General features: G+C 66.2%; 18 protein-coding genes. 7 read left to right on the forward strand and 11 right to left on the reverse strand.

Annotated elements, in window-relative coordinates; translation table 11 throughout:
• The first annotated feature begins 36 nt into the window (after positions 1 to 36).
• Together RT97_RS18540 and RT97_RS18545 are read left to right on the forward strand one after the other, a co-directional pair.
• A complete protein-coding gene (locus tag RT97_RS18540; protein ID WP_042580282.1) occupies positions 37 to 969 on the forward strand; it encodes an SMP-30/gluconolactonase/LRE family protein in 933 nt (310 codons plus the stop codon).
• A gap of 3 nt (positions 970 to 972) precedes the next feature.
• Positions 973 to 2,034, forward strand: coding sequence for a malate/lactate/ureidoglycolate dehydrogenase (locus tag RT97_RS18545; protein ID WP_042580283.1), 1,062 nt, complete (start codon positions 973 to 975; stop codon positions 2,032 to 2,034).
• A 122-nt stretch (positions 2,035 to 2,156) separates the two neighbouring features.
• Here the strand turns inward: RT97_RS18545 and RT97_RS18550 are convergent, their stop codons facing one another.
• The 4 genes from RT97_RS18550 to RT97_RS18565 all read right to left on the reverse strand — a co-directional run bounded on the left by RT97_RS18550 (position 2,157) and on the right by RT97_RS18565 (position 6,561).
• Positions 2,157 to 3,680: a catalase gene (locus RT97_RS18550; protein ID WP_042580284.1), complete on the reverse strand. Its 1,524-nt coding sequence runs from the start codon at positions 3,678 to 3,680 to the stop codon at positions 2,157 to 2,159.
• A gap of 126 nt (positions 3,681 to 3,806) precedes the next feature.
• Entirely contained in the window at positions 3,807 to 4,454 is a 648-nt protein-coding gene (gene slmA / locus RT97_RS18555) for a nucleoid occlusion factor SlmA (RefSeq protein WP_042580285.1), read from the reverse strand.
• A gap of 65 nt (positions 4,455 to 4,519) precedes the next feature.
• A complete protein-coding gene (argB, locus tag RT97_RS18560) occupies positions 4,520 to 5,413 on the reverse strand; it encodes an acetylglutamate kinase (RefSeq protein WP_042580286.1) in 894 nt (297 codons plus the stop codon).
• Between the two features lie 50 nt (positions 5,414 to 5,463).
• Positions 5,464 to 6,561 carry a glycosyltransferase family 4 protein gene (locus RT97_RS18565; RefSeq protein WP_042580287.1) on the reverse strand — a complete coding sequence of 366 codons (1,098 nt, stop codon included), beginning with the start codon at positions 6,559 to 6,561 and terminating at the stop codon, positions 5,464 to 5,466.
• Positions 6,562 to 6,606: 45 nt separating this feature from the next.
• On the opposite strand from RT97_RS18565, the gene RT97_RS18570 reads away from it, so the two are divergent.
• Complete coding sequence (locus RT97_RS18570) at positions 6,607 to 7,377, forward strand: glycosyltransferase family 2 protein (RefSeq protein ID WP_042580288.1); 771 nt, start codon at positions 6,607 to 6,609, stop codon at positions 7,375 to 7,377.
• A gap of 67 nt (positions 7,378 to 7,444) precedes the next feature.
• On the forward strand, positions 7,445 to 9,493 hold the full coding sequence (locus tag RT97_RS18575; RefSeq protein WP_042580289.1) for an acyltransferase family protein: 2,049 nt from the start codon (positions 7,445 to 7,447) through the stop codon (positions 9,491 to 9,493).
• On the opposite strand, the gene RT97_RS18580 is transcribed toward RT97_RS18575, so the two are convergent.
• From RT97_RS18580 to RT97_RS18590, 3 genes are read right to left on the reverse strand one after another with little or no spacing between them, the layout of a single operon-like run.
• Complete coding sequence (locus RT97_RS18580; RefSeq protein ID WP_155403838.1) at positions 9,490 to 10,542, reverse strand: glycosyltransferase family 2 protein; 1,053 nt, start codon at positions 10,540 to 10,542, stop codon at positions 9,490 to 9,492. The genes RT97_RS18575 and RT97_RS18580 overlap by 4 nt on opposite strands.
• Before the next feature lie 28 nt (positions 10,543 to 10,570).
• Complete coding sequence (locus RT97_RS18585; protein WP_042580357.1) at positions 10,571 to 11,575, reverse strand: glycosyltransferase family 2 protein; 1,005 nt, start codon at positions 11,573 to 11,575, stop codon at positions 10,571 to 10,573.
• The gene (locus RT97_RS18590; protein WP_172672224.1) at positions 11,572 to 12,996 is read right to left on the reverse strand and encodes a glycosyltransferase family 2 protein; all 1,425 of its coding nucleotides are present in this window, start codon (positions 12,994 to 12,996) and stop codon (positions 11,572 to 11,574) included. The genes RT97_RS18585 and RT97_RS18590 overlap by 4 nt, the downstream gene beginning before the upstream one ends.
• Positions 12,997 to 13,491: 495 nt before the next feature.
• Between RT97_RS18590 and RT97_RS18595 the strand changes: the two genes are divergently transcribed.
• Genes RT97_RS18595 through RT97_RS18605 form a run of 3 tightly spaced genes read left to right on the forward strand, consistent with a single transcriptional unit; the run spans position 13,492 to position 16,418 of the window.
• Positions 13,492 to 14,910: a mannose-1-phosphate guanylyltransferase/mannose-6-phosphate isomerase gene (locus RT97_RS18595; protein ID WP_042580292.1), complete on the forward strand. Its 1,419-nt coding sequence runs from the start codon at positions 13,492 to 13,494 to the stop codon at positions 14,908 to 14,910.
• Complete coding sequence (locus tag RT97_RS18600) at positions 14,907 to 15,710, forward strand: ABC transporter permease (protein ID WP_042580293.1); 804 nt, start codon at positions 14,907 to 14,909, stop codon at positions 15,708 to 15,710. Before RT97_RS18595 ends, RT97_RS18600 begins: the two co-directional genes overlap by 4 nt.
• A gap of 3 nt (positions 15,711 to 15,713) precedes the next feature.
• Entirely contained in the window at positions 15,714 to 16,418 is a 705-nt protein-coding gene (locus tag RT97_RS18605) for an ABC transporter ATP-binding protein (RefSeq protein ID WP_042580294.1), read from the forward strand.
• On the opposite strand, the gene RT97_RS32580 is transcribed toward RT97_RS18605, so the two are convergent.
• The 4 genes from RT97_RS32580 to RT97_RS18630 form a co-directional block, all read right to left on the reverse strand.
• Complete coding sequence (locus RT97_RS32580) at positions 16,419 to 20,432, reverse strand: glycosyltransferase (RefSeq protein WP_080898354.1); 4,014 nt, start codon at positions 20,430 to 20,432, stop codon at positions 16,419 to 16,421.
• A 42-nt stretch (positions 20,433 to 20,474) separates the two neighbouring features.
• Entirely contained in the window at positions 20,475 to 23,012 is a 2,538-nt protein-coding gene (locus RT97_RS18620) for a glycosyltransferase (protein ID WP_042580295.1), read from the reverse strand.
• 73 nt (positions 23,013 to 23,085) lie between these two features.
• On the reverse strand, positions 23,086 to 24,123 hold the full coding sequence (gmd, locus tag RT97_RS18625) for a GDP-mannose 4,6-dehydratase (protein WP_042580296.1): 1,038 nt from the start codon (positions 24,121 to 24,123) through the stop codon (positions 23,086 to 23,088).
• Between the two features lie 219 nt (positions 24,124 to 24,342).
• Positions 24,343 to 25,092 (reverse strand): cephalosporin hydroxylase family protein, encoded by a 750-nt coding sequence (locus tag RT97_RS18630; protein WP_042580297.1) that lies wholly within the window; start codon positions 25,090 to 25,092, stop codon positions 24,343 to 24,345.
• Positions 25,093 to 25,098: the final 6 nt, after the last annotated feature.

The raw sequence follows: 25,098 nt of genomic DNA on the forward strand, positions 1-25,098 counted from the left end.
GGCAAGCTCGCTCCCGCTTGGCGGGAAGGCGCACCAATGAACACTCTCCCCTTCGGCTTCCTGGAAGGCACGGGCTTCGAACGCATCGATGCACGCTTCAACACCTGCATCCCCGGCCCCGAGCGCGTCGAGCGGCTGTGGACCGGCGCGCGCTGGTGCGAGGGCCCGGTGTGGTTCGGCGCGCACCGCACGCTGCTGTGGTCGGACATTCCGAACAACCGCATGCTGCGCTACGACGAGGTGAACGGCACGGTCGGGGTGTTCCGCGAACCGTCGAACAACGCGAATGGCCACACGGTCGACCGTGAGGGCCGGCTGGTGAGCTGCGAGCACCTGACGAGACGCGTGACGCGCACCGAGCACGACGGATCGATCACCGTGCTGGCCTCGCACTGGCAGGGCAAGCGCCTGAACTCCCCCAACGACGTGGTGGTGCATTCGGACGGCGGCGTGTGGTTCACCGACCCGAGCTACGGCATCCTCTCGGACTACGAGGGCCTGCGCGCCGAGAGCGAGATCGGCGCCTGCCATGTCTATCGCATCGACCCCGCGAGCGGCAACGTCGAGCGCATGGCCGACGATTTCGTGAAACCCAACGGCCTGGCGTTCTCGCCCGACGAATCGCTGCTCTACATCGCCGACACCGGCGCGAGCCACCTGAAGGACGGGCCGCGCCACATCCGCCGGTTCAAGGTGGGCGCCGATGGCCGCAGCCTGGGTGGCGGCGACGTGTTCGCCGAATGCACGAGCGGCATGTTCGACGGCTTTCGCCTCGACACCGAAGGCCGCATCTGGACCAGCGCCCTGGACGGCGTGCACGCCTACCACCCCGACGGCACGCTGCTCGGAAAGATCCTCTTGCCCGAGCGCGTGGCGAATGTCTGCTTCGGCGGACTCAAGCGCAACCGGCTTTTCATCTGCGCGACGACGTCGCTCTACGCCATCACACTGAACGCAAAGGGAGCCTGATCCATGCCCAGAACACTGCCGGCCGACGGCCTGCAAACCGACGTCTCCCGCATCCTCGAAGCCGCAGGCAGCAGCCCCGCCGAGGCGCAGCAGGTGGCCGCCAATCTCGTGCTGGCCAACCTGAGCGGACACGACTCGCACGGCGTCGGCATGCTGCCGCGCTACATCGATGCGGTGGCCGAGGGCGGGCTCAAGCCCAACGCGGCCGTGAAGATCAACCTGGACATCGGCACGCTGTTGGGCCTGGACGGCCAGCACGGCTACGGGCAGATCGTCGGCGTGCAGGCGATGGAGCTGGGCATTGCGCGGGCAAAGCAGCACGGCAGCTGCATCTTCACGCTCTCGCATGCGCACCACCTGGGGCGCATCGGGCACTTCGCCGAAATGGCGACGGCCCAGGGGCTGGTAGCGATGCATTTCGTGAACGTGCTCTCGCGGCCCGTGGTCGCGCCCTGGGGCGGTGGCGATGGACGCTTCGGCACCAACCCGTGCTGCATCGGCGTGCCGCTCGCGGGCGCGGAACCCTTCGTGCTCGACTATGCAACGAGCCGCGTGGCGCAAGGAAAGATGCGCGTGGCGCACAACAAGGGCGAGCAGGTGCCCGACGGCTACCTGATCGACGAGACAGGCGCACCGACCAACGACCCCGGCGTGGTGGTCGTGCCGCAGGGCAACGGACTCTTCGGCGCGCTCATGACCTTCGGCGAACACAAAGGCTACGGCATGGCGGTGGCGTGCGAGCTGCTGGGCGGGGCGCTCACGGGCGGCGGCACGTGGCACCGGCCGGCGGACACGGCGCGCTCGGTACTCAACGGCATGCTGACGGTGCTGATCGATCCGGTGAAGCTCGGAACGCAGAAGGCGTTCGATGAAGAGGCGCGCGAGTTCATCGACTGGCTGAGGAAGAGCCCGCCCGGGCAAGGCTTCGACGAAGTGCAGATCGCGGGCGAGCCGGAGCGCAAAGCGCGTGCGGCGCGCCGGCAGGACGGGATCTGGATCGACGATGCGACGTGGGGCGAGATCGTGGCTGCCGGCGCGAAGGTGGGCGTCACGGTCACCGCCTGACCCTCTTGCTCTTTCCCCCTCTGGGGAAGGTTGGGAAGGGGGCACGCAGAGCGCCCGATGGGCACGCTGCCTACCCCCACCCCTGCCCTCCCCCGGCAGGGGAGGAAGAAAGACATCGGCGATCAGCTCTTGCTGCTGTCGTGCGCCGGCTTGCCCACCTGCACGCTGGTGTCGTCGCCCTTGATCTTCGCCTGTACCGCCTCGATCGCCTTCTCGAGCCGCGCACCGTAGTCCGCATCGGCCTGGCGGAAGTAGCTCACCGAGCGGTCGATGATGTCCTGCCGCGTGACCGCGCCGAGGCCGCCCGCGATGCTTTGAATCAGGCGCTTCTTCGCGGCCTCGTCCATCAGGCGATAGAGGTCGCCAGCCTGCACGAAGTCGGTGTCGGCCTCGTGCTTCTGCCACTGGTGGCTGCCGGTCCAGCCGTGGATTTCCAGCGGCGCGTACACCGGCTCGTTCGTCTGCTTGGGCGCATCGCTGAAGCTGTTGGGCTCGTAGTTCGGGCCGCGTCCGCCGTTGCCGTCGCCACGCATCGCGCCGTCGCGGCCGTAGTTCTGCGCGGTGGTCGCGTGCGGGCGGTTCACCGGCAACTGCGTGTGGTTGATGCCAAGGCGGTAGCGCTGCGTGTCGCCGTAGCTGAACAAGCGCCCCTGCAGCATCTTGTCGGGCGAGGGGCCAATGCCGGGCACGAAGTTGGCCGGGTTGAAGGCGGCCTGCTCGATCTCGGCGAAGTAGTTGTCGGGGTTGCGGTCGAGCGTGAGGATGCCGATGTCGATCTTCGGATAGTCCTTGTGCGACCAGACCTTGGTGAGGTCGAAGGGGTTGAAGCGGTAGGTCTGCGCCTCGGCCACCGGCATGATCTGCACCTGCACGCGCCAGCTCGGGAACTCGCCGCGCTCGATGGAATGCAGCAGATCGAGGTGGTGGTGGTTCGGGTTCTCGCCGCCCACGCGCTGCGCCTCTTCGGCCACGAAGGTCTCGATGCCCTGGTTGGTCTTGAAGTGGTACTTGACCCAGAAGGCCTCGCCCTTGGCGTTCACCCACTGGAAGGTGTGCGAGCCGAAGCCGTCCATGTGGCGGTAGCTCTTCGGGATGCCGCGATCGCCGAAGAGCCAGGTGAACTGGTGCGTGGCTTCGGGCGAATGCGAGAAGAAATCCCAGGCGTTGTTGGGCTCCTGCACGTGGCTGTAGGGGTCGCGCTTCTGCGAGTGGATGAAATCGGGGAATTTCAGCGGATCGCGGATGAAGAAGATCGGCGTGTTGTTGCCCACGAGGTCGTAGTTGCCGTCTTCCGTGTAGAACTTGAGCGCGAAGCCGCGCGGGTCGCGCACGGTGTCGGCCGAGCCGAGTTCGAGCGCCACGGTCGAGAAACGCGCCAGCACTTCGGTCTTCTTGCCGACGCGGCCGAGGAACTTGGCCTTGGTCCATTTCGAGACATCGGCAGTCACTTCGAAAGTGCCGAAGGCGCCCGAACCACGGGCATGCACCACGCGTTCCGGAATGCGCTCACGGTCGAAGCGGGCCAGTTTCTCGATGAGGTTGTGGTCCTGCATCAGCACAGGACCGTTGACGCCAGCCGTCTGCGACTGCTGGTTGTTTTCGATGGGGGCGCCGCTTTCGGTGGTGAGCTTGCGGGTGTCTGACATGGATGCTGTCCTCTGATGAAGTTGTCGGGGTCCATCGATTTTGTCAATGAACATGGCGACATGGCATCAGATTCGGCTATCGCATCGATAGACCTGCGGCAGCGGGCGGTCCGAAGACCGGTCTCTTCAGACGATCAGTGCGATCGTGGCTTCGAGGTGTTCGGAAGGCGCGCGACGAAAGCCCGAGCGCGCAAAGCGCTGCAGTTGTCCAACCACGAAGGCTGTGAGCGCCGCGGCGCGCACCTGCGCATCGACGGTGGGCGTGGCCGAGCCTTCGGCGGTGGCCGCGCCGCGCAGCACTTGGCGCAGGGTGGCTTCGATCTTGTCGAAGAACTGGTTCATGCGCTGCTGCAGGCGCTCGTTCTCATACACCAACGCGTCGCCGACCATGACGCGCGTCATGCCCGGGTTGCGTTCGGCGAACTGCACCAGCAGCGTGAGGATGCGAGCGGCCTGCTGGGCGCCGGTGGCGCCTTCGCGCTCGAGGATCTGGTTCACCAGGGTGAACACGCTCTGCTCGATGAAATCGATCAGGCCCTCGAACATCTGGGCCTTGCTCGCGAAATGGCGGTAGAGCGCAGCCTCGCTCACATCGAGCCGCGCAGCCAGCGCCGCAGTCGTGACCCGCTCGGCGCCGGGCTGCTCCAGCATGGCGGCCAGCGCCTGCAAGATCTGCACGCGCCGCTCCCCCGGCTTCGGACGCTTGCGCGTGGCGGTGGCTGGCGTTTCCGCTGGGGTCTCTACGCCGGGAGCAGCTGTCTCTTCGTTCTGCATGGGAGCGCGTGCAAAGATGTAATCAATTGATTCTCGCACAGCGCAACAGGCGCTCCCCGCGCCGCTCAGCGGGCTCGGATCATCGTCCCGTAGGCCTGGTCGGTCAGGATCTCGAGCAGCATCGCGTGCGGCACGCGGCCGTCGATGATGTGCACCGCGTTCACGCCGCTCTTGGCCGCGTCGAGCGCGCCCTCGATCTTGGGCAGCATGCCGCCGGAGATGGTGCCATCGGCGAACAGCTCGTCGATTTCGCGGGCGCTCAGGTTGGTGAGCAGCTTGCCGTTCTTGTCGAGCACGCCGGGCGTGTTGGTCAGGAGCATGAGCTTCTCGGCCTTGAGCACGGTGGCGAGCTTGCCGGCAACCACGTCGGCGTTGATGTTGTAGCTCTCGTTCTCCTCGCCGAAGCCGATGGGGCTGACCACGGGGATGAATGCATCGTCCTGCAGCGCCTTCACCACGCTGGGGTCGATGGAGACGATGTCGCCGACCTGTCCCACGTCGTGCTGAACGTTGGGGTCGTTGCGGTCGGCCAGCTTGAGCTTCTGCGCGCGGATGAGGCCGCCATCGCGCCCCGTGAGGCCCACGGCCTTGCCGCCGGCCTGGTTGATCAGGCCCACGATGTCCTGTTGCACCTCACCGGCCAGCACCCACTCGACGACCTCCATGGTCTCGGCGTCGGTCACGCGCATGCCCTGGATGAAGCTGCCCTTCTTGCCCAGCTTGTTGAGCGCGGCCTCGATCTGCGGGCCGCCGCCGTGCACCACCACCGGATTCATGCCGACCAGCTTGAGCAGCACCACGTCTTCGGCGAAATCGGCCTGCAGGGCCGGGTCGGTCATGGCGTTGCCGCCGTACTTGATGACGATGGTCTTGCCGTGGAACTTGCGGATGTACGGCAGCGCCTGGGCAAGGATCTCGGCCTTGTCGCGCGGGGGAATGTTGAGGACGGGGTCGGTCATGGGCGGTCAGGCTCCAAAGCGTTGAACGATGGGAACGAACAGAAATTCTCTCAAGGTCGCAGCCAGCGCGGGACCTTGAATCGCACGATCATGAGGTACGCACCCACGTACGTCGTGACGAACAGCAGGCAGAACAGCACCAGCACGATGGTGTTGTTCCAGAACAGCACCGCGGGCACCACCGACAGCGCGGCGAACATCCAGAGGTACGGCGACGTGCGGTTGTTGCGCGCGAGCAGTTGCCGCGCCTCGTCGTCCGCCAGCGCCACGCGCACGATGCGGCGAAAGATCAGCTGGTGGAAGTGCAGCGCATCGGCCGTGCCGGGCGACTGGCCGCGCGCGAGCTTGCGGTAGATGGAGAACAGCGTCTCCCACACCGGGTAGATCAGCAGCAGCATCGGGAACCACGGCGAGACCACGCGGTGGCGCTGCACCAGCGTCACGCAGGCCACGGCGATCACCATGCCCCAGACATAGGCGCCGCCGTCGCCGGCAAAGATCTTGCCGCGCGGGTAGTTCCAGACAAGAAAGCCGAAGGTCGCGCCCACGAGGCAGATCACCATGGCCGCCAGTTGCCGGTCGCCCACCTGCAGGGCCACGTGCGAGATTGCCAGGCACACCAGCACGGCGACCGTGCCGGCCAGGCCGTTGTAGCCGTCGATGATGTTGAAGGCATGCGGCAGTCCGCCGATGGCGAGCGCCGCGAACAGCACGGTGGCATACGGCAACATGGCCAGCCAGCCATCGACCAGCGGGACGCCGGTGCGCGAGACGCCCAGGCCGAGCAGCCAGCACACCAGCAGCGCCGAGCCGATGGTCAAGCCCAGCCGGTAGCGCACCTTCACCTGCTGCGTCATGTCTTCGACGATGCCGCCCAGCACCGCGGGCGCGATGCACAGCAGCGTCAGCATCGAGGTCTTGACCGGCCACGACACGTTGAAGGGATCGGTTCCGGTGATGCCCGCGGCCAGCCAGGCCACCCCCATCCCCAGCAGGATGCCCGCACCGCCCAGGCGCGGCACGTGGCCCTTGTGGAAGCGCTGAGGCATGTCGGCGCCGTAGAGCCGCGCATGCCTGCGCGCCCGGCGCATGAAGAGCTGAACCGCGAAGGCAGCGACGAAGAAACTGATGACGATCAGGGCAATCATGTGTGGGAGTTGGGGAACCCTAGAATTCCCGAGCGAAATTAGACCATGCCAACGCCCCCCTCCCCCGCCTCCCCTGCTCCTTTGCCCCCGATCACCGTTTCCATCGTGAGCCACGGCCAGCTCGCCCTGGTGCAGCCGCTGCTCGACCAGCTGGACCGGCACAGCCGCGCGTCGATTGCCAAGGTCGTGCTCACCGTGAACATCCCCGAGCCCGACGTGCTGGCGGGGCAAAGCTGGGGTTTCGAGGTCGAGCGGATCGAGAACGCGGCCCCCAAGGGCTTCGGCGCGAATCACAACCAGGCCTTCGGTCGTTGCGAGACGCCCTGGTTCCTTGTGCTCAACCCGGACATCCGCGTGGACGGCGACGTGCTCGCGCCGCTGATCGTGCAGGCCGCACCTGACGCCGGCCTGATGACCCCGCGCATCCTGGAGCCCGGCAAGCCCGCGCCCGAGCCGCATCGGGCGCTGCTCACGCCGCTCGAGATCCTCGGGCGCAACAAGCCGGGTTATGTGCGGCCCGCAGTGCCCGCGTGGATTCCGGGCCTCTTCATGCTGTTCCGCAGTAGCGCCTACCGCCAGGTCGGCGGCTTCGACGAGCGCTTTTTCATGTACGGGGAAGATTTCGACATCTGCGCCCGCACCCGCCTGGCGGGCTGGAAGCTGCAGGTCGGCGAAGACCTGCTCGCGCGGCACGACGCCCAGCGCGCGAGCCACCGCAGCAAGCGCTATCTGTACTGGCACGTCAGCAGCCTGCTGAAAGTGTGGCTCTCGGGCGCCTTCTGGCGCTACCGGCGGATGCAGCCGCCCCGCCCCTGAACGGGGCAAAAAGCGTTTGCGAAGACAATCGGGAACCAAAAAAGCAAGCGCGCTTTCAACACCGACGATGACGACGACAACGACGAGCCCGACGTTCCACAACGAACACGCCCACCTGGTTCACCCCAAATACCGCCCGGACATCGACGGGCTGCGCGCCGTGGCGGTGCTCTCGGTCCTGGGTTACCACGCGTTCCCGCAGTGGATCAAGGGCGGCTTCATCGGCGTCGACATCTTCTTCGTCATCTCCGGCTTCCTGATCACCACGATCATCCTGGCCAGCTTCGAGGGCGAGGGCTTCAGCTACCGCGAGTTCTACGCCCGGCGCGTGAAGCGGATCTTCCCGGCGCTGGCGCTGGTGCTGGCGGCCACGCTCGCCTTCGGCTGGTATTCGCTCCTGCCCAACGAATGGGTGCAACTGGGCAAGCACGTGGCCGCGGGCGCTGGGTTCGTCTCGAACTTCGCGTTCTGGAGCGAGGCCGGCTACTTCGACAACGCGGCCGAGACCAAGCCGCTGCTGCACCTGTGGTCGCTGGCCATCGAGGAGCAGTTCTACATCTTCTGGCCCGTGCTGCTGGGCCTCGCGTGGAAGCGCAAATGGCGCGTGCTCTGGGTGGTCGGCATCGTCGCGGCGGCGTCGTTCCTGCTCAACGTGACGACCATCCACAGCCACCGCACGGCCGCGTTCTATTCGCCGCTTTCGCGCTTCTGGGAGCTGATGATCGGCGGCATGCTCGCGTACATGCGGCTGCACCGGCCGCTGCCCAAGCCGGGCTGGGGACGCCATGCGCAGTCCATCGCCGGGCTGGCGCTGATCGTGCTGGGCCTGTGCTTCATTCGCGGCGGCAAGGCCTTCCCGGGCTTCTGGGCGATCCTGCCGACGCTGGGCGCATTCTTCTGCATCGCCGCCGGGCCAACCGGCGTGCTGAACCGCTACGTGCTCGCCTCGAAGCCGATGGTGTGGGTGGGGCTCATCAGCTACCCGCTGTACCTGTGGCACTGGCCGCTGCTGGCGTATGCGCGCATCCTGGAGGGCAAGCTGCCTTCCGACGGCATCCGCGCGCTGATGCTGGTCGCCTCCTTCGTGCTTGCGTGGCTGACCTACCGCTTCGTCGAACGCTATACGCGCAAGACCGAGAACTCCACGGTGACCTCGGGCCTCGTGGCCGCGATGGTGGGCTTCGTCGTGCTCGGTCTGCTGGCCACCTCGGGCTACTACGTCGGGCGCCACAGCGATCCATACTTCAACAAGACGGCGGCCGCGGCCAAGGACTGGGGCTACCCCGACGGCCTGAGCCCGATCAAGGTCGATGGCGAGGTGCTGCAGCAGATCGGCCACGGCAAGCGCCGCGTGCTTTTCTTCGGTGACAGCCACATCGAACAATACGGCCCGCGCGCGGTGGAGCTGAGCAAGACCGCGCCCGACACGCTCGATTCCCTGTCCTTCGTGACCTGGGGCGCCTGCCCGCCGATTCCCAACGTGGTCGACGAGCAGAACAACCTCTGCGCGGAACGCCGCGACGGCGGCATGCGCCTGGCGGTGAGCGACAAGTTCGATGCGGTGGTCTTCGGCGGCTGCTGGAACTGCTACTTCTCGGAGACCGACAAGCCCACCGCCGACAACGCCGCGGCGGACCGCTACTACTACCAGGACGGTAAGAACAAGCGCCGCTTCATGGGCGGCGGCGGCGCGGACTTCGCGCTCAACACGCTCGAGACGGTGATGACGGCGCTCTCCAAGCACAAGCAGGTCTACCTGCTGCTGGACAACCCGGTCGGCGAAGGCTTCGGCCCCGAGGAATTCGTCAAGGGTGGACGCCTGGGGAACATGACCGTCGGGCGCATGTCGCCGACCGCGCCCTGGGTGCCGGAACAGAAGGCGCTGCACGAGCGCATGCGCCAGATCGCGCAACGCAGCGGCGCCATCGTGATCGATCCGATTCCGACGCTGTGCGAGAAGGACTGGTGCACCCGGGCGGACGCCGATGCCACGCCGATCTACAAGGATGCCGGGCACCTGCGCGCCGAGTACGTGCGCAAGTTCGCCACCTATATCGACCCCGCGATGACGACGCCGAAGCAGCCTGCAGCGGCTGCCCCGGCTCCCGCGCGCTAGGCGTACAGGCGCCGGAGGCTGCGAATGCCGGGCAGGCGCGTGATGGCACCGACCAGGCGCACCACGCCAGGCGGGCAGTGGTTGAGCAGGAACAGCGTGATCCGCAGGCGCAGCTTCTTCTTGCGCCCCACATACGGGTTGGCCAGCACCATGGCGCCGTACTCGTTGAGGATCGCGCTCATCTCCGCGCGGTACTGGTCGTCGTTCTTGATCGACTCGATCGCGTGGTTGACGAAGTACGGCTGGAACCGCGGCACCAGGCAATCGCGGAAGTAGTAGCGCCCGCGCAGGTGCTCGTCGGGGAACATCTGGGTGAGCTTCTTGAAGTACTTGAAGCGGCTGCGGATCATCCGGATGCCGAACGAAGTGCTCGCCGTGTGGATGCACCAGACGGTGACGGCCTTGTCCACGAAGTAGTTGCTGAACCCCTTGCGGAAGATGCGCAGGAACAGGTCGTCGTCCTCGAAGCCCATGAACTGCGAATCGAAACCGTCGACGGCCTCGAAGGCCTTGCGGCTCACCAGCGCCGCCGACGGCAGCACGAACATGTCGTTTCGCAGCAGGTCGTTGATGTTGCGCTTGGGGTGCGTCGCGTGCTCCTTGATCACGCCGGTGCGGATCACGTTGCCGTCGGCGTCGGCCTCGTACAGGTCGGCGTAGACATAGCCGAACAGACGGTCGCCGGGCGGAATGGAGGCTGCCAGCGTCTCGATGTGGTTGGGCAGGTAGAAGTCGTCCTGGTCGAGAAAGCAGATGAAGTCCGAGGTCGAGGCCTTCACGCCGGCGTTGCGGGCCGAGCCCTGCCCGCCGTTTTCCTTGTCGATGATGCGGAACGGATAGCGCGCGGCCAGCGCGTCGAGCGAAGCGCGTTCCTCGGCGCGGGAGCCATCGTTGACCACGATCACCTCGGCCGCGGGCACCGATTGCTCGAAGACGCTCCTGACCGAACGCTCGATGAAATCGGCGCCGTTGTAGAACGGGATGATCACCACGACGCTCGGCCAGGCCGACGGTTGCGCTGCGATGAAGGAATCTGGGGAGGCGTTCATTGGGTTCATGGTTCTTTGGGGGCGGAGCCTACACAGATTCGAAAAGGTCGCGGACCACGCCGCGCACGCCGCGGCCGAACTTGTCGTAGCGGCCGGTCAAGGCTTCGCGCGCGATCGGCGCGATGCGCGCGAGCCGCGACGCGGGCAACGCGGCGCGAAAACGCTGGTGCTCGATCTTGCTGCGCACCTTGGCAAGGATCTCGGGCGGGACCCGGTCACCCAGCTGCACGAGCCGCGCGAGCAGAAGCTCGGCCTTGACCGCACGCTCGACGTGCGTGGTGCCGCGGGAGGCCAGCGCCTTGCGCACCTTCTCGGCAAAGGTGTCGCGCCGCGCGCCGATCTGGTTGGATTCGTGCTGGCGGTATTCGATGAACGGCTGCTCCAGCAGGTCGACCCGCGCCGTCGTCGAAGCAACGATGCCCAGCCACTCGTCGTGCACCCACTCGACCGGCAGCGGCAGCGCGTCTGCCAGCAGCGAGCGGCGAAACACGGTGGTCGCGCCAGTGACGAGGTTGCGCCGCAGCAGCACCTCGAAGGCATTGCCGGCGTGCACGCGCGCCAGCTCGGAGGGCGTGACCTCCAGCGCGTGGAACAGCGTCTGATTCAAGTCGCGGCGCTCGGCGTCGACCAGGCGCGCATCGGTGTGCAGCAGCAGCAGGTCGGCGTCCTGCTCGAAGCGGGGCACCATCTGTTCGAGCCGGTCGGGCATCCACACATCGTCCTGGTCGCTCAGCGCGATCAGTTCGCTGGTGCAGGCGCTGATGGCCTGCTCGAAATTCTTGACGACGCGCAAGGCGACCGGGTTCTCGAAGACCCGCAGCGCGATCGAGAGACCCGGGCGTTCGGCCGCGCATTCGGCGACGGCGGCGCGCACCACTTCGACCGACCCGTCGCGCGAGGCGTCGTCAGACAGCACGATCTCGACCGGCGGACGGGTCTGCAGGCAGATGCTGCGCACCTGCTCGCGCAGGAACCGTGCGCCGTTGTAGGTGCAAAGCGCGACGGAGACTTCGAGGGGACGGGGAGCGTTCATGGAGAGCTTGTGGGGCGCGGCGGCCACGCCAGGTCGAAATCTTCGGTGTCGAGCGTGAGGTTGGGGTTGTAGGCGGGGTCGTGAGCGATCAGGTCGGCCCAGCGGCTTCGCATGACGGCGGATTCGCGCGCGAGCCGGTCGCGCGATTCGGCCGCCATCTCGAGGCCGCGGCTCGCCGACTCGTGGTGCAGCAGCTCGGCGTAGGGCGTCCAGACGTTGCGGTAGCCGGCCTCTCGCAGGCGCAGGCAGAAGTCGACGTCGTTGTAGGCCACGCCCAGCTGAGCTTCGTCGAGTCCGCCGACCTGCTCGTAGAGCGACTTGCGCACGACCAGGCAGGCCGCGGTGACCGCGGAAAAGTTCTGTACCAGCTGCGCGCGGCCGCCATGGCCTGCGACGGTCGATGGCAGGTGCTTGTGCGCGTGCCCCGCCATGCCGCCGATGCCCAGGACGACACCGCCGTGCTGGATGGTCATGTCGGGGTAGAGCAGCTTCGCGCCGACCGCGCCCACACCCGGCTGCAGCGCGAGCGACACCATCTCGTGGAGCCAGTCGGGCGAGATGACTTCGATGTCGTTGTTGAGCAGGCCGACGAGTTCTCCGCGCGCCTGCGCCACGGCCGCGTTGTTGAGCGCCGAGTAGTTGAAAGGGCGGTCGTCGCGGATCACGGTGATGCCCGGTTGTGCGCCGAGCGCCGCGAAGTACGCGAGCGCCTCGGGGTCGTCCGAGCCGTTGTCGACCAGCAGGATCTCGTAGTTCGGGTAGGCGGTCTCCAGGACGATGCTCTCGATGCACTGGCGCACGAGGTTCACGCCGTTGCGGGTCGGGATGATCAGAGAGACGAAGGTCGGCACCTCGGGCAACGCATAGCGCACGCGGAGACCGTGGGGCGTGGCCTCGGCGGTGGCCGCGGTGCCGATGCGCTGGAAGTGCCGGTCGAGCGCTTGCGCATCGGCCTTGCCAGCCGGCGCGAGCGGCCTACGCGAATGACTGAGGATGCGGGCTATGTGGCCGATCTGGTCGGGTCGAACGCGCTCCACGCAGCGCAACGCCAGGTCGAATCCCTGCGCGCCATCGGCGGCTGCATTGAGCCCGCCAGCCTCCTCGAACAGGCTGGCCTGGACCACGCCCATCGGCGAGAAAAGATTGCGGGACAGGAACAGGTCCGGGTTCCAGTCCGGCTTGAAGCACGGATCCCCGCGACGGCCTTCCGCGTCGATCACGTCAGTGTCGGCATACAGCATGCGGACTCCGGGATGCGCGTCGATCTCCCTGGCAATGGTGACGAGCGCGTGGTCGGGCAGCGTGCAACCGGGTTCGAGCAAGACAATCCAGTCGGCGCTCACCGGACCGGTCGGCGGGCCAGCCTGGAGCGTCCACTCCGCGTAAGACTGGGCTTCCAGGGACCGGGTCGTTTGTTGCAACGATGCTGCGTTTGCACCGGGCGCGCCAGCCAACACCAGGAAACGCGGACGCGCGGGCCACGCGGCCATCCCGGGGCGCCGGCCTTCGCCTTCCTCATGGGAGTCGTGCCCGGGGTGGTCGTAACGCGCTGCCCAGTCGGCATAGGTGCCCCGACGAACAGGATCAGCCGCCGGTGATACGCCGCGCACAACGCGCTGGAAACGACCGCTCAGCCACCTCAAAGGGGCAGTCAGGCGCCAGCTGCTGGACTGCGTCATGCTGCGGACCTGCGCATCCAGGGCCTTGACCTGCACCTCCAGCAAACCGATGTGCCGCTGCAGCTGTGCATTGCTCGAAGCGACATCGAGCCCGCGCCGCCGGGGAGAAGGCTGCGCAGCCGGCAGCGTAGGCTTACTGAACATTGCTCGAGGTCACCAAAATAGACGCTTCCAATCGTTACGGGGCCGCCCCGTGGGGGCCGGTAAAATTATCCCCTCATCACACCCTATAAAAAAATGCGCGTCTTTTCAGTTGTGCTTTCAGGGGGGGCAGGTTCCCGGCTTTGGCCAGCATCTCGGCAAGCCTTTCCCAAGCCCTTCATGAAACTTGGCGGCACCACCCTGCTCCAGCAGGCCATCGAACGGGGACAGGCCTGCGGTACGGGCGATCTGATGGTCGTCACCAACAAGGACCACCTGTTTCTCACCAAGGACGTGCTGCGCCAGATGTCCGACCCGCCCGAGGCCACGCTGCTGCTGGAGCCCCGGGGCCGCAACACCGGGCCGGCGATCGCCCTGGCCGCCCTGCAGTGCATCCGGCAGTTCAGCGGCGACACCGTGATGCTCGTGCTGTCGGCCGACCACCTGGTGCCCGACGTCGAGGCCTTCGTGGCCAGTGCCAACCAGGCATTCCGCCTCGCCACGCAGGGCAAGCTGGTGGTATTCGGCATCAACCCCACGGGGCCGGACACGGGCTTCGGTTACGTCGAGGTGGCCAAGGTCTCGCGCGAGAGCCAGGCCGCCAAGCGCTTCGTCGAGAAGCCCGACCTCCAGACCGCGCAGGAGTACCTGGCCACCGGCCGCTACTACTGGAACAGCGGCATGTTCTGCTTTACCGCGGACGCCATCGTCGCCGCCTTCGAGCGCCATGCGCCCGAGCTGCTGGCCGCGGCACGCCGCGCGCTCGAGTCGTCGCACGTGGCGGGCGAGACGATCCAGTTCGATCTGCACACCTTCGGGCTACAGCCGGACATCAGCATCGACTACGCGGTCATGGAGCCGGCCGACAACGTGCACGTTGTGCCCGCCAAATTCAGCTGGAGCGACGTCGGATCGTGGCCCGCGCTGGCCAATGCGCTCACGCCCGATGCCAGCGGCAACACCATGCCTTCCAACGTCGTGGCCATCGACACCACCGGCACCCACGTGCAGGTGGACAGCCACTCCCCCAAGGTGGTCGCCACGGTGGGCGTGCATGATCTGGTCATTGTCGACACGCCCGATGCACTGCTCGTGGCGCACAAGGACAGCGCCCAGGAAGTCAAGAAGGTGGTCGACACGCTGAAGGCCCGCAGGCACGAGACGGTGCACTCTCCCGCGGTCGTGAACCGCCCGTGGGGCACCTACTCGGCACTGAAGGAAGAAGAAGGGTACAAGGTCAAGCGCATCACGGTCATGCCGGGAGAATCGCTGTCCTTGCAATATCACCACCACCGCGCGGAGCACTGGGTCGTGGTGCAGGGCCGCGGCATCGTCCAGATCGGCGATGTCGAGCACGAAACCCTGCCCGGCCAGTACCGCTACATCCCCTTGAAAGAGAAACACCGCTTGACCAATATCGGCGACGAAGAACTGGTGCTCATCGAAGTCCAGTGCGGCGGCTACCTTGGCGAGGACGACATCGTTCGCCTCGCAGACACTTACGGACGCGCATGAGCCAAGTTCACTCCAATCTGCATCGAAGCGCCATTTCCGACTGGTGGGAAGGCACCCGCCGCACCGACATCTGGTGGACGCTCGCCTGGTTCGACATCGTGCTGCGCTATCGCCGCTCCATGCTCGGGCCGCTGTGGCTCACCTTGAGCATGGGCGTCATGATCAGCGGCATGGGGCCGCTGTACGCGTCGCTCTTCGGCACCAAGCTCAACGAATTCTTCCCGCACCTGGCGCTCGGCGTCATCTTCTGGGCCTTTTTCTCCAGCGTGGTCACGGACGCCTGCAACGCCTTCGTCGGGTCGTCCAACTACCTGAAGCAGGGCTACTTTCCCATCAGCCTCTTCGTCTGGCGAAGCCTGGCGCGCAACCTGATCCAGTTCGCCCACCAGATCGTGCTGTATGTGCCGGTGGCCCTGTGGGCGGGCATCTCGCTGTCCTGGTCGGCGCTGCTGGTGCTGCCGGCCTTCCTCATCCTGATCGTCAATGCGCACGCCCTCGGGCTTCTGCTCGGCCTCATCTGCACGCGCTATCGCGATGTGACGCAGATCGTGACCAGCGTGATGCAGATGCTGATGTTCCTCACGCCCGTGTTCTGGGTGCCCTCGAGCCTGCCTGAACGCGCCAAGTACATCCTCTGGAATCCCTTCGCCCAGATGCTGGACCTGCTGCGCACCCCGCTGATGGGCGGTGTCGCCGACATCCACAACTGGTGGGGCATCCTGTGCTGGACGGCGGTGAGCCTCGTCGCCGCGACCATGCTGTTCGCCAAATACCGTCGCCGCGTCGTCTACTGGCTCTGATCCATGGCATTCATCTCTCTCAAAAACGTCGCCGTCAATTTCCCCATTTACGGCGCCGGTGCGGCATCGCTCAAGAAGACGCTGGCGGCTTCGGTCACCGGCGGGCGCTTCGGCAAGGAAACCGGCGTCACCGTGGTGCAAGCGCTCAGCGGCATCAATCTCGAGCTCAAGAGCGGCGACCGGTTGGGCCTCGTCGGCCACAACGGCGCGGGCAAGTCCACGCTGCTGCGCACGCTCGCGGGTGTCTATGAACCCTCGGCCGGCGAATTCGCCCGGCAAGGTTCGGTCGCCAGCCTGATCGATCCGTCGCTGGGCATCGAGATGGACGCCACCGGCGTCGAGAACATCATGCTGCGCGGCCTCGTCATGGGCATGAGCAAGAAAGAGGTCGACCGGCTCACGCCTGAGATCTGCGAGTTCAGCGGCCTGGGCGAGTACGTCAACATGCCGGTGCGCACCTACTCCACCGGCATGATGATGCGGCTGGCGTTCTCGATCTCCACCAGCGTCGAGGCCGACATCCTGCTGATGGACGAATGGCTGTCGGTCGGCGACGCCGAGTTCACCGAGAAGGCCGAGCAGCGCATGCGCGAGGTGGTCTCCAAATCCGGCATCCTGGTGCTGGCATCGCACTCGCCGGAGCTGATCGCCAAGGAATGCAACCGCGTGATCCACATGGAGCACGGGCGGATCGTCGAGGTTTCCTGATCAGTCCTCGCGGCGCCCGTTGCGGGCGTCGCGTTGCTGCGCCCGGATCTCGGCCAGCCGGCTCGCGGCCTTCCGCCCTGCGACATCGAGCGACAGGGCACTTTCGGCACTGACCCTGGCCGCGGCACCCAACTCGGCCGCCCAGGCCTGGTTGTCGAACACGCGCCGCATCAGTTCCGCCGCATGCGCCTCGGACGGCTCGGCCCATTCGAGGTGCGCGTCATAGGGCGGGATCGACTTGCCGAGCTTCACGAGCTCGTAGTCCACCAGCAGGCTGTTGCTGCTGTCCATGAAATCGACGTTGCCCGAGAAGTTGGTGGCGATGACGGGCTTGCCCATGAGCATGGCTTCCGCCATGGTGAGCCCAAGGCCCTCGCTGCGATGCAGCGACACGTAGGCATCGCAGGCGTCCATCAAGGAGAGCACGTCCTCGGGGCTGTAGACCTCATTGATGATCGTCACGTTGGCAGCGGTGGCCGCCGCGGCCTGCAAGGCCTCGAACTGCTGCGGATGGCGATCGCCGAAGGATGTCTTGAGCACCAGTTGCACCGCGTCGTCGGCGCCGAAGGCGCGCGTGAAGGCGCGGATGAGCCCAATGGGGTTCTTGCGCTCCATGACGCTCATCATGTGGAAGGTGAAGAGGAACGTGTAGGGCTCGTCCCTGAGGCCGAAATACGAGCGCGAACGGCGCTCGAACGGGCCGAGCTTCACGCCCGGGAACAATGTGCGCACCGGTTGCGCCAGCCGCGCGCGAAGGCCGCGCGCCACGAACTCGGTGGCCGCCCAGACCTCGTCGACCTTCTCGGCATGCGCCACCCAGGCATCGGGAATGGAGTCGAACTCCCAGTACCAGTAGCCCACGCGGTAGGTGCGCGGCGAGCGCTCGTGCAGATCGCTGCGGCTGAATGCCTGGTCGAAGAAGGGCTCGGGCTGCGCGTGGATCAGCGTGGTCTCGAAATCCTCGAAGCCGTCGAATTTCGCATGCGTCGGATCGTCCTTGCGGTCGGTCTTCAGGTCGCGCAGCGAGGTCTGCACGCCGACGCGCTGCAGGCCCTCGACCAGCGCCTCGACCGAAACGCGCAGCCCTGAGGGATATGCGAAATGCCCGATCACGTTGACGCCCGGCGCGACCATCTCCGCCGCAACCTGCGCGGTATCGAGCGCGGCACACCATGCGGCAACCTCCGGCGTTTGCGCCGCGGCCGGCGTGGCGAGCCATTCGATCAACGCGGCGGCATGGCGCGCCTCGTCCAGCGCGTGGGGATGCCGCAGTCGCCAGTCCTCGCGGGCCAGGTAGGCCATGCGGATCTGGGCCGCAGGCGCCATGTCGACGTGCCACTGTGCCGGATCGACCCATGCGTCCTTCACGCGGTAGGTGGCGCCGAACCAGGCCGCAAAGGCGCGCCGGCCGAAAACGGTGAGCCCGTCCGGGTAGAGCGTTTGCCAGGCGGGGGCGAAGGCATAGGCCCGCAGCAACTCGACGGCGGGCTGCTCCGAGGCTTCGCGCAACAGCCACCAGATCTCTTCGAGCCGAAGGCCGGTGAGCTGGCGTCCCTGCCGCATGAACCACTGGAACAGTTCGAACTGCCCCATGGGCAGCAGGCCGTGGGGCAGCGGGGTCTTGATGTCGTCGTGAAAGAGGTAGGCCTGGCGCGCGCGCGCGCCCAGGTCCATCGACAGGCAGCCGGCCACCAGGGCCCTCGCGCTGTCGGACAACTGCAGCGCCTCGCCGCCCTCGTTCGCGATCCAGCGGCCGAATTCGCCGTCGCTGCCTCCGGACAGTGCCGCCGGAAAGCGCCGGGCGATATCGGGACGGGTGCGCAGCAGGTCGAGGCACCAGCGTGCCGCGGACCATGTATCGGCGATACGGTGCGACGGCTCGGGCGGCCACACCACGTCTTCCCTGGGCAGGCCCGCGGCCTCCAGGCAGGTGCGGTCGTTGGACAGGTCGAGCACCGTGGCCGGCAGCATCAGCGAGCCGAGCGCACGCGTGTCGGCCGTGAGGCTTTCGCGCACCGTGGGCGCGCCGCCCAGCCGCAGCGCGGGAATCGGCTGGCGGGCATCCAGCTCCGGGTGCAGGTAGGGGTCTTCGTCGATACCCAGCAGGCGGATGTCGTCGGCCAGGCGCTGCATGTCGGGCGTCGGGTTGACCGTGCCGCGGGTCGCTCCCTCGTGATGCCGCAGCCGCGCATGCGGCGCATAGGCCGTACGGTAGCCCGCGCGCCAGAGGTTCAGGCACAACGCGACGTCGCTGCAGGCCACCAGGTAGGCCTCGTCGAAGCCGCCCACGCGATCGAAGGCCTCGCGGCTCACCAGCTGGCACGCGCCCATGATGGCCAGCCAGTTGCGCGGATGTTCCGCGGAACCGAACACGCCCCACTCGCCGCGCTCGGCCGAGCGGTACATGAGCCCGCACAGGTGAATCCCGACGCCGACGCCACCATGCTGAAGTTGCCCATCGGGATAAAGAAGCTGCGTGCCGACGACGCCGACCCCGGGACGCTGGGCGAAGCGCACCATTTCCAGGAGCCAGTCGCGGGACAGCACTTCGATGTCGTTGTTGAGGAACAGCAGCAACTCGCCGCGCGCAAACGTTGCGCCGTGGTTGCAGGCCGCGGAGTAATTGAATTTCTTGCTGAAGTGAACGATCGACACCTGCGCGTGGCGCCGCAGTTCTTCGTAGTAGGCCTGCGTCTGTAGTTCGACCGAGCCGGTGTCCACCACTACGATCTCGATGTTCTCGTAGTCGGTGCCCCCGAGCAGCCCGTCGATGCAGACCCGGAGCAGTTCGACCTTGTCCCTGGTCGGGACGATGATCGACACCAGCGGCGGATGGGCCAGCGCCCAGGTGGCGCGCTGCGTGCCGTCAGGCTGCGTCTCGATGGTGGCGTCCACGCCGTAGCGGCGCCAATGCTTGCGCAGCGCCTCGCGGTGGCCTGCCGCATCTTCGGTCAGCGGGCCGGCGCGTTCGCGCGCGCTTCCCGTCCTGCGGTGGCACAGCACCTTGGGCACGCGCGTGATGATGCCGGCCTGCTCGCTCGCCCGGAGGTTCAGGTCCCACTCGACACCGGCTTCCAGAGCAGGGTCGATGCCGCCCGCCGCATGGACGACGCTCGCGCGCAGCAGCGTCAGGCGGCCGAAGTAGTTGAAGGCATAGAGCAGGTCCGGAGACCAGCCCGGCTTGAAGTACGGGTGCTGGCGAAACCCTTCCGCGGAGATCTCGTCCTCGTCGCCGTAGACGATGTCGCTGTGCGGGGCGCGTGCCAGTGCAAAGGCGATCTCGTCGAGCGCACCGGCCGCCACGATGTCGCCGGCATCGAGCATGGCGACGAACTCGCCCGTGGCTTGCGCCGCACAAGCGGCCAGTCCCTGCGAGCGCGATCCCCCAGAAACCGCGACGCGGACGATGCGAGGGTCCTTGGCCAACGTGTCCAGCGCGGCCTGGATGGCCGCCTCGGCGTCGCCGGCCTCGACCGCGACCAACGCCTCCCAGCGCCTGGAAGCCTGCGAGCGCAGCGAAGCGAGCGTTCGCAACAGCGCTTCGGCGTCGCGACCCGCAGCCAGGAGAAAAGACAACTGGGGTGCCTGGGACGCATCGCCGGCAACGGGCGATCGGGTTTCGGTGCTGGCGATCCATGTGCCATAGGCGTCGGCGGGGTCCGACGTTCCTGCGAGCGACGCTTCCTCCGGCCGCTTCATGCGCAGCACGCGAAGCCGCTCGGGCATGCGCCAGGGCGTCAGCGCCCACCATGCGGCCTTCGCGCCGCGCCGCAGGTTGGCGCGCATGGACTCCGGCATCGCGTCGGCAGCCTTGCGCAGCGGCGCCGTGATGCGCCAGGAGATCGAGTTCTGGATCTCGCGCTGCTGCGTCAGCGCGGCATTCGCCCGCTCGTTCGCGGCTTCGAGCAAGGCCTCGAACGCGGACGCGCTGCCGCCCTCGATCTTCTCGGTGTCATCGGTCGCCGCCTGTCCCTCGGGGGCGGGACGCAGCTGGTTCGATTCGTTCTTGTTCATTGGAAAGGCGTGACGAGTCGAAGGTGAAAACGCACGAATTTCTCAATCGGTCCGGGTCGGTTCGAGCTCACCGTTTTCCCTCATGATCTCTTCGAAGAACCGATGCTGCCGGTGCGCCTGCCGCGCAAGCCAGACCTTGTCGGCGATCGCCAGTGCCTGCATGCAGGTCTTCAGGGTCGCTGCCCTCGAATAATTCTGCTCGACGTAGGCCAGCCCGGCCTCGCGCAAGGACGACCACGACGATTCGTCCCCGTAGATGCGCAGCACCTCCGCGGCAAATTGCGCGGGATCGTCCGTGATCGAAAGATGGCGCTCTTGCGGCGTGGCAATGCCTTCGGCGGCGATGTGGGTCGCTACGCTGGGCACACCGTGGGCCAGTGCCGTCACCAGCTTTCCCTTGATGCCGGCGCCGTAGCGCAGCGGCGCCACGAACACGCGGGACGCCTGGAAATACGGTTCGAGTTCTTGCACGAAGCCCGTCACGATGACGCGCTCCGACGCCAGGTCCTGCACTTCCTTGGGCGGCTGGTTGCCGACGACCAGGAGCCTGGCGTGCGGCGGCAGGTCGAGTAGCAGCGCGGGCCAGATCGCCTGCATGAAGAACAGCATGGAGTCGACGTTGGGCGCATGCGGGAAGTTGCCCAGGAACATGATGTCCGCACGGTCCGCGAAAGGCGGGGTGTCGCGAAAGACCTCTGCGATCCACGGCAGCACGACCATGTTCTCGAGTGCACGGGGCAGCGCGGCCTGGATCACGTCCTTCTCGATCTGCGTGTGGACGAACGAGGCGTCCGCGCGCAGGAACATCTCGAGTTCGTTCTTCCTGGTGGACTCGGACCGCAGCAGCGCGAGCTGGTCGTTGGCGTTTTCGGCGGCACGCGCTTCGCGCAGGAAATGAAGATCGACGTTGGCGAACAGCACGCGCGTGGCCGGCGCCTTCTCGCGCACTTCTGCGTGGACGGCCTGCGCCACGTTGTAGCGGTAGAGCAGCGCGTAGTCGAAGCAGTTGTCCAGCGCGAGGGCGTCGCCGATGTCGTTGGAAAACGGCTTGTAGTGGCAGCAGACGCCCCGGCGCTGCAGGGCGGCGGTGTACTTCTTCGACCAGTACGGCGAATGCAGCGGAAAGAAGCTTTCGCCGAACCCGGCCTCGCGGTAGGTGGCCATGACCTCGTTGGTCACGATCGAGCCCGAATCCTGGTCCGGCGTCGGCGTCAGCGCATCGACGAAAAGAATGTTCTTTCTGCTGCGCCAGCTGGCTGCACGCACCGAGCTGGACCCCGGCTGCGGATGCGCGACCAGTTCGGCGCGGAAGCGTTCGGCGAACTTCTGCAGGTTGGTGACCTGGTAGGCCTTGATGCCCTGGGTGACGTCGCGGCCATGCGTGATGCCTTCGTAGTGGATGGCGCGCGAAGTCGGGACGAACCACACCTCGTAGCCCGCGCGGCGCAGCCGGAACGCCAGGTCGGCGTCTTCGCAGTACGCCGGCTTGTAGACCGGATCGAACCCGCCCAATTCGTCCCAGACCGGCTTGCGGATCGCGATGGAGGCACCCGAAATGAAGTCGGCCTGGCGCGCAAAGCAGTATTGCGGCCGGTTCGGGTCGTCGCCCCGTCCGTAGTTGTGGGCGGAGCCGTCACGCCAGAAGATGCCACCGGCTTCCTGCAGCGTGCCGTCGTCGTTGAAGAGCTTCGAGCCGACCATGCCGGCCTTGGGGAACAGGTCGAAGGCCTCGACGAGTTCGTCCAGCCAGCCATCGACGACGCGCGTGTCGCTGTTCAGCAGGACGACGATCTCGCCGCGTGCCAGTTGCACGGTCGAGTTGCAGCATTCGAGGAACCCGCCGTTTTCGGTGCGGCGTTCGTAGCGGATCCAGGGAATGGCCTGGAGCACGTCCGTGCGCGCGGCCGCAGGCGACGCATCGTCCGCGACGATCACCTCGACAGAATACTTCGAGCGCAACCGCGCGAGCGAGTCGAGGCAGTTCAGTGCGAAATGCGTCTGCCCGTACACCGGAATGACGATCGAGACCTTCGGCGACACCGTGTCGATGGTGAGGAGCGGCGTGCGCAACGCCATCGCCCTGGCCGCATCGGCGACCGTCGCGCCGGCTTCGCGCTGCGCGAAGTCGAAGCCCGCGCCGCCAAAGTACGCGCGGCCGGCCATCAGCTCGTAGTGCACCACGTCATCGGGCAGCGGGTACAGCCTGTCGTTCTCGAACCAGGGGGTCTCGCCGCCCGCCGCTTCGGGAAGAATGCGGCCATCGGTCCTGCCATAGCGCACCCAATGCGCCAGCGGATCGAGCCGGGCCGCGCGCACGTCGGGATTCCTGCCGAGGTAGGCCCGCACCGAGAACCGGTCCGAGGGCTCCATGGCGTGCTTCCACCCATGTGCGAGGTAATGCTGCAGCGGGTCGGCCGACGCAGCGGCAACGACGGGGTACTCGCGGCGATAGAAGTCGGCGTCGAACAGCCCTTCTTCCCTGATTCCACGAACGACCGAAGCCCTGGAGCCCAGGCCCTTGCCCAGGTTGCGCGCCTCCCTTCCCAAGCGTCGTACAACCTTCTTGAGTTCGTTGATCACTGTTCTTTCCCTTCGGCGTCTTGGTGCGCCTGTTCCGCGTTACGGACGTGCGGGCCGGCCGATCCGGCCACCGTCAGAACGAGTGACCGTTCTTGTTGCGGCGAAGGTCTGCTTCCACCATCATCGTGCACAGGTCCTCGAGCGTCGTGGTGGGCTCCCAGCCGAGCTTGCGCTTGGCCCGCGCCGGATCACCGATGAGCAGGTCCACTTCGGACGGGCGATAGAACTTCGGGTTCACCTTGACCAGCGTCTTGCCGGTAGCGATGTCGATGCCGACTTCGTGTTGCTCTTCGCCTTCGAAGCGAAGTTCGTAGCCGGCCGCCTTGAACGCGAGGTCGACGAACTTGCGCACCGTCTCGGTCCGGTTGGTGGCCAGCACGAAGGTGTCCGCCTCTTCGGCCTGCAGCATCAGCCACATGCCTTCGACGTATTCCTTGGCGAAGCCCCAGTCGCGCTTGGCACCGAGGTTGCCCAGCTCCAGAACGTCGAGCTTGCCCAGCTTGATCTTGGCCACCGCGTCGGTGATCTTGCGGGTCACGAATTCGCGGCCACGCAGCGGGCTCTCGTGATTGAACAGGATGCCGCTGCTACCGAAGATGTCGTAGCTCTCGCGGTAGTTGATGGTCATCCAGTGCGCAAAGAGCTTGGCGACACCGTAAGGACTGCGGGGGTAGAAAGGGGTTTCCTCGACCTGGGGAATTGCCTGCACCTTGCCGAACATCTCGGAGGTGGACGCCTGGTAGAAGCGGATGCTGCGGTCGGTCAGGCGGATGGCTTCGAGCAGGTGAAGCGCACCCATGCCGGTGATCTGCGCCGTGGCGTCGGGCTGGTTGAAGCTCACGCCGACGAAGCTCTGGGCGGCGAGGTTGTAGACCTCCTGGGGCTTGGCTTCCTTGATGAGCGTCAGCGAGCTTCCGAGATCGGTGAGGTCATGCTCCACGAGCACGAGGTTCGGGTCGTCCTGGATGCCCAGTTCCTCGATGCGCCAGAAATTGACGGAACTGGTGCGGCGGAATGTGCCGTGCACGACATAGCCCTTGCTCAAGAGCAGTTGGGCCAGATAGGCGCCATCCTGACCCGTAATACCGGTGACTACTGCGTGCTTTTTCATGTGCGATCTCAAATCTTCTTCAATTCAGGGCGGGGGCTTGTAATTGTGCCGTAATGCTTTGCGCTCCCCGCCGAAGCGCCACGCTGGCGAAGGCCAGAATACGCCCTGCAATACCGGCCCCTTGTCAGCAACGCGCCTGAACGATCGATGGCCGTCAGCAAAACGTAATACATGTGACGTTTTTGCCAAATCCCCGAGCCTTTCGCCTTACAGCACGAGTCAGCGGATGCGTTTCAGATATCCCTCGGGGGCGACGCTGATCATCAGCTTGTGATCGACGGCATGGTCGATCTCGAACTCCGGATGCGACTTCAGATATTCATGGACGGCCGTTTTCGGGTTGTCGCCCGGGCCCCACGGCCGATCCGGGTACATCTCCTTGGGGAGGTCTTCGACGATGGTGTCGAACACCACGCAATAGCTGCCGACCGTCGCCAGCGGTGCATAGGCTTCCAGTTCCGCAAGCACGTGGGCGTGGGTGTGATTGCTGTCCAGGCACACCAGCACGCTCTTCCTGCCCGATGCGAACCGGCGCACCTGCTCGATCACCTCGGGCGCAGTGCTGGAGCCTTCGATCATCGAGATGCGGCGGGACATCGGGTGGGCCTCGATCGCCTGGCGGTTGTGCGCGCGGATGTCGATGTCGAGCCCCAGCACCTTCGCGTCCGCCGGACCGCCGCAGGCCGCATTGAGCTCGAGCATCGCGGCCGAGAAGATCAGCGAGCCGCCGTGCGCGATGCCGGTCTCGATGATCAGGTCGGGTTGCACCCGCCAGATGATCTCCTGCATCGCCATCACGTCCTGCGGGTACTGGATGATCGGGCGGCCCATCCATTCGTAATGGTAGGAGTACTTACGAGCATTGGCGGTCGTGATCCAGGTGCGTGTTGCATCGACAAGCGATGCGTCGCCTCCTTGAAGGGCAATTTCTTCGTGACACTCTTGTTTGAAGAGTTCGTAGGGCGTCATGGAGGT

It is taken from the genome of Variovorax paradoxus, assembly GCF_000834655.1.
Classification (GTDB): Bacteria; Pseudomonadota; Gammaproteobacteria; order Burkholderiales; family Burkholderiaceae_C; genus Variovorax; species Variovorax paradoxus_F.

Bases quoted from the DNA above. Each gene is read 5' to 3' on its own strand.
- RT97_RS18605 (WP_042580294.1), top strand. From the start codon at position 15,714: ATGGCATTCATCTCTCTCAAAAACGTCGCCGTCAATTTCCCCATTTAC.
- RT97_RS18580 (WP_155403838.1), bottom strand. From the start codon at position 10,542: ATGAACGCCTCCCCAGATTCCTTCATCGCAGCGCAACCGTCGGCCTGG.
- RT97_RS32580 (WP_080898354.1), bottom strand. From the start codon at position 20,432: ATGAACAAGAACGAATCGAACCAGCTGCGTCCCGCCCCCGAGGGACAG.
- RT97_RS18570 (WP_042580288.1), top strand. From the start codon at position 6,607: ATGCCAACGCCCCCCTCCCCCGCCTCCCCTGCTCCTTTGCCCCCGATC.
- RT97_RS18540 (WP_042580282.1), top strand. From the start codon at position 37: ATGAACACTCTCCCCTTCGGCTTCCTGGAAGGCACGGGCTTCGAACGC.
- RT97_RS18585 (WP_042580357.1), bottom strand. From the start codon at position 11,575: ATGAACGCTCCCCGTCCCCTCGAAGTCTCCGTCGCGCTTTGCACCTAC.
- RT97_RS18595 (WP_042580292.1), top strand. From the start codon at position 13,492: ATGCGCGTCTTTTCAGTTGTGCTTTCAGGGGGGGCAGGTTCCCGGCTT.
- argB (WP_042580286.1), bottom strand. From the start codon at position 5,413: ATGACCGACCCCGTCCTCAACATTCCCCCGCGCGACAAGGCCGAGATC.
- RT97_RS18600 (WP_042580293.1), top strand. From the start codon at position 14,907: ATGAGCCAAGTTCACTCCAATCTGCATCGAAGCGCCATTTCCGACTGG.
- gmd (WP_042580296.1), bottom strand. From the start codon at position 24,123: ATGAAAAAGCACGCAGTAGTCACCGGTATTACGGGTCAGGATGGCGCC.
- RT97_RS18550 (WP_042580284.1), bottom strand. From the start codon at position 3,680: ATGTCAGACACCCGCAAGCTCACCACCGAAAGCGGCGCCCCCATCGAA.
- RT97_RS18565 (WP_042580287.1), bottom strand. From the start codon at position 6,561: ATGATTGCCCTGATCGTCATCAGTTTCTTCGTCGCTGCCTTCGCGGTT.
- slmA (WP_042580285.1), bottom strand. From the start codon at position 4,454: ATGCAGAACGAAGAGACAGCTGCTCCCGGCGTAGAGACCCCAGCGGAA.
- RT97_RS18630 (WP_042580297.1), bottom strand. From the start codon at position 25,092: ATGACGCCCTACGAACTCTTCAAACAAGAGTGTCACGAAGAAATTGCC.
- RT97_RS18575 (WP_042580289.1), top strand. From the start codon at position 7,445: ATGACGACGACAACGACGAGCCCGACGTTCCACAACGAACACGCCCAC.
- RT97_RS18545 (WP_042580283.1), top strand. From the start codon at position 973: ATGCCCAGAACACTGCCGGCCGACGGCCTGCAAACCGACGTCTCCCGC.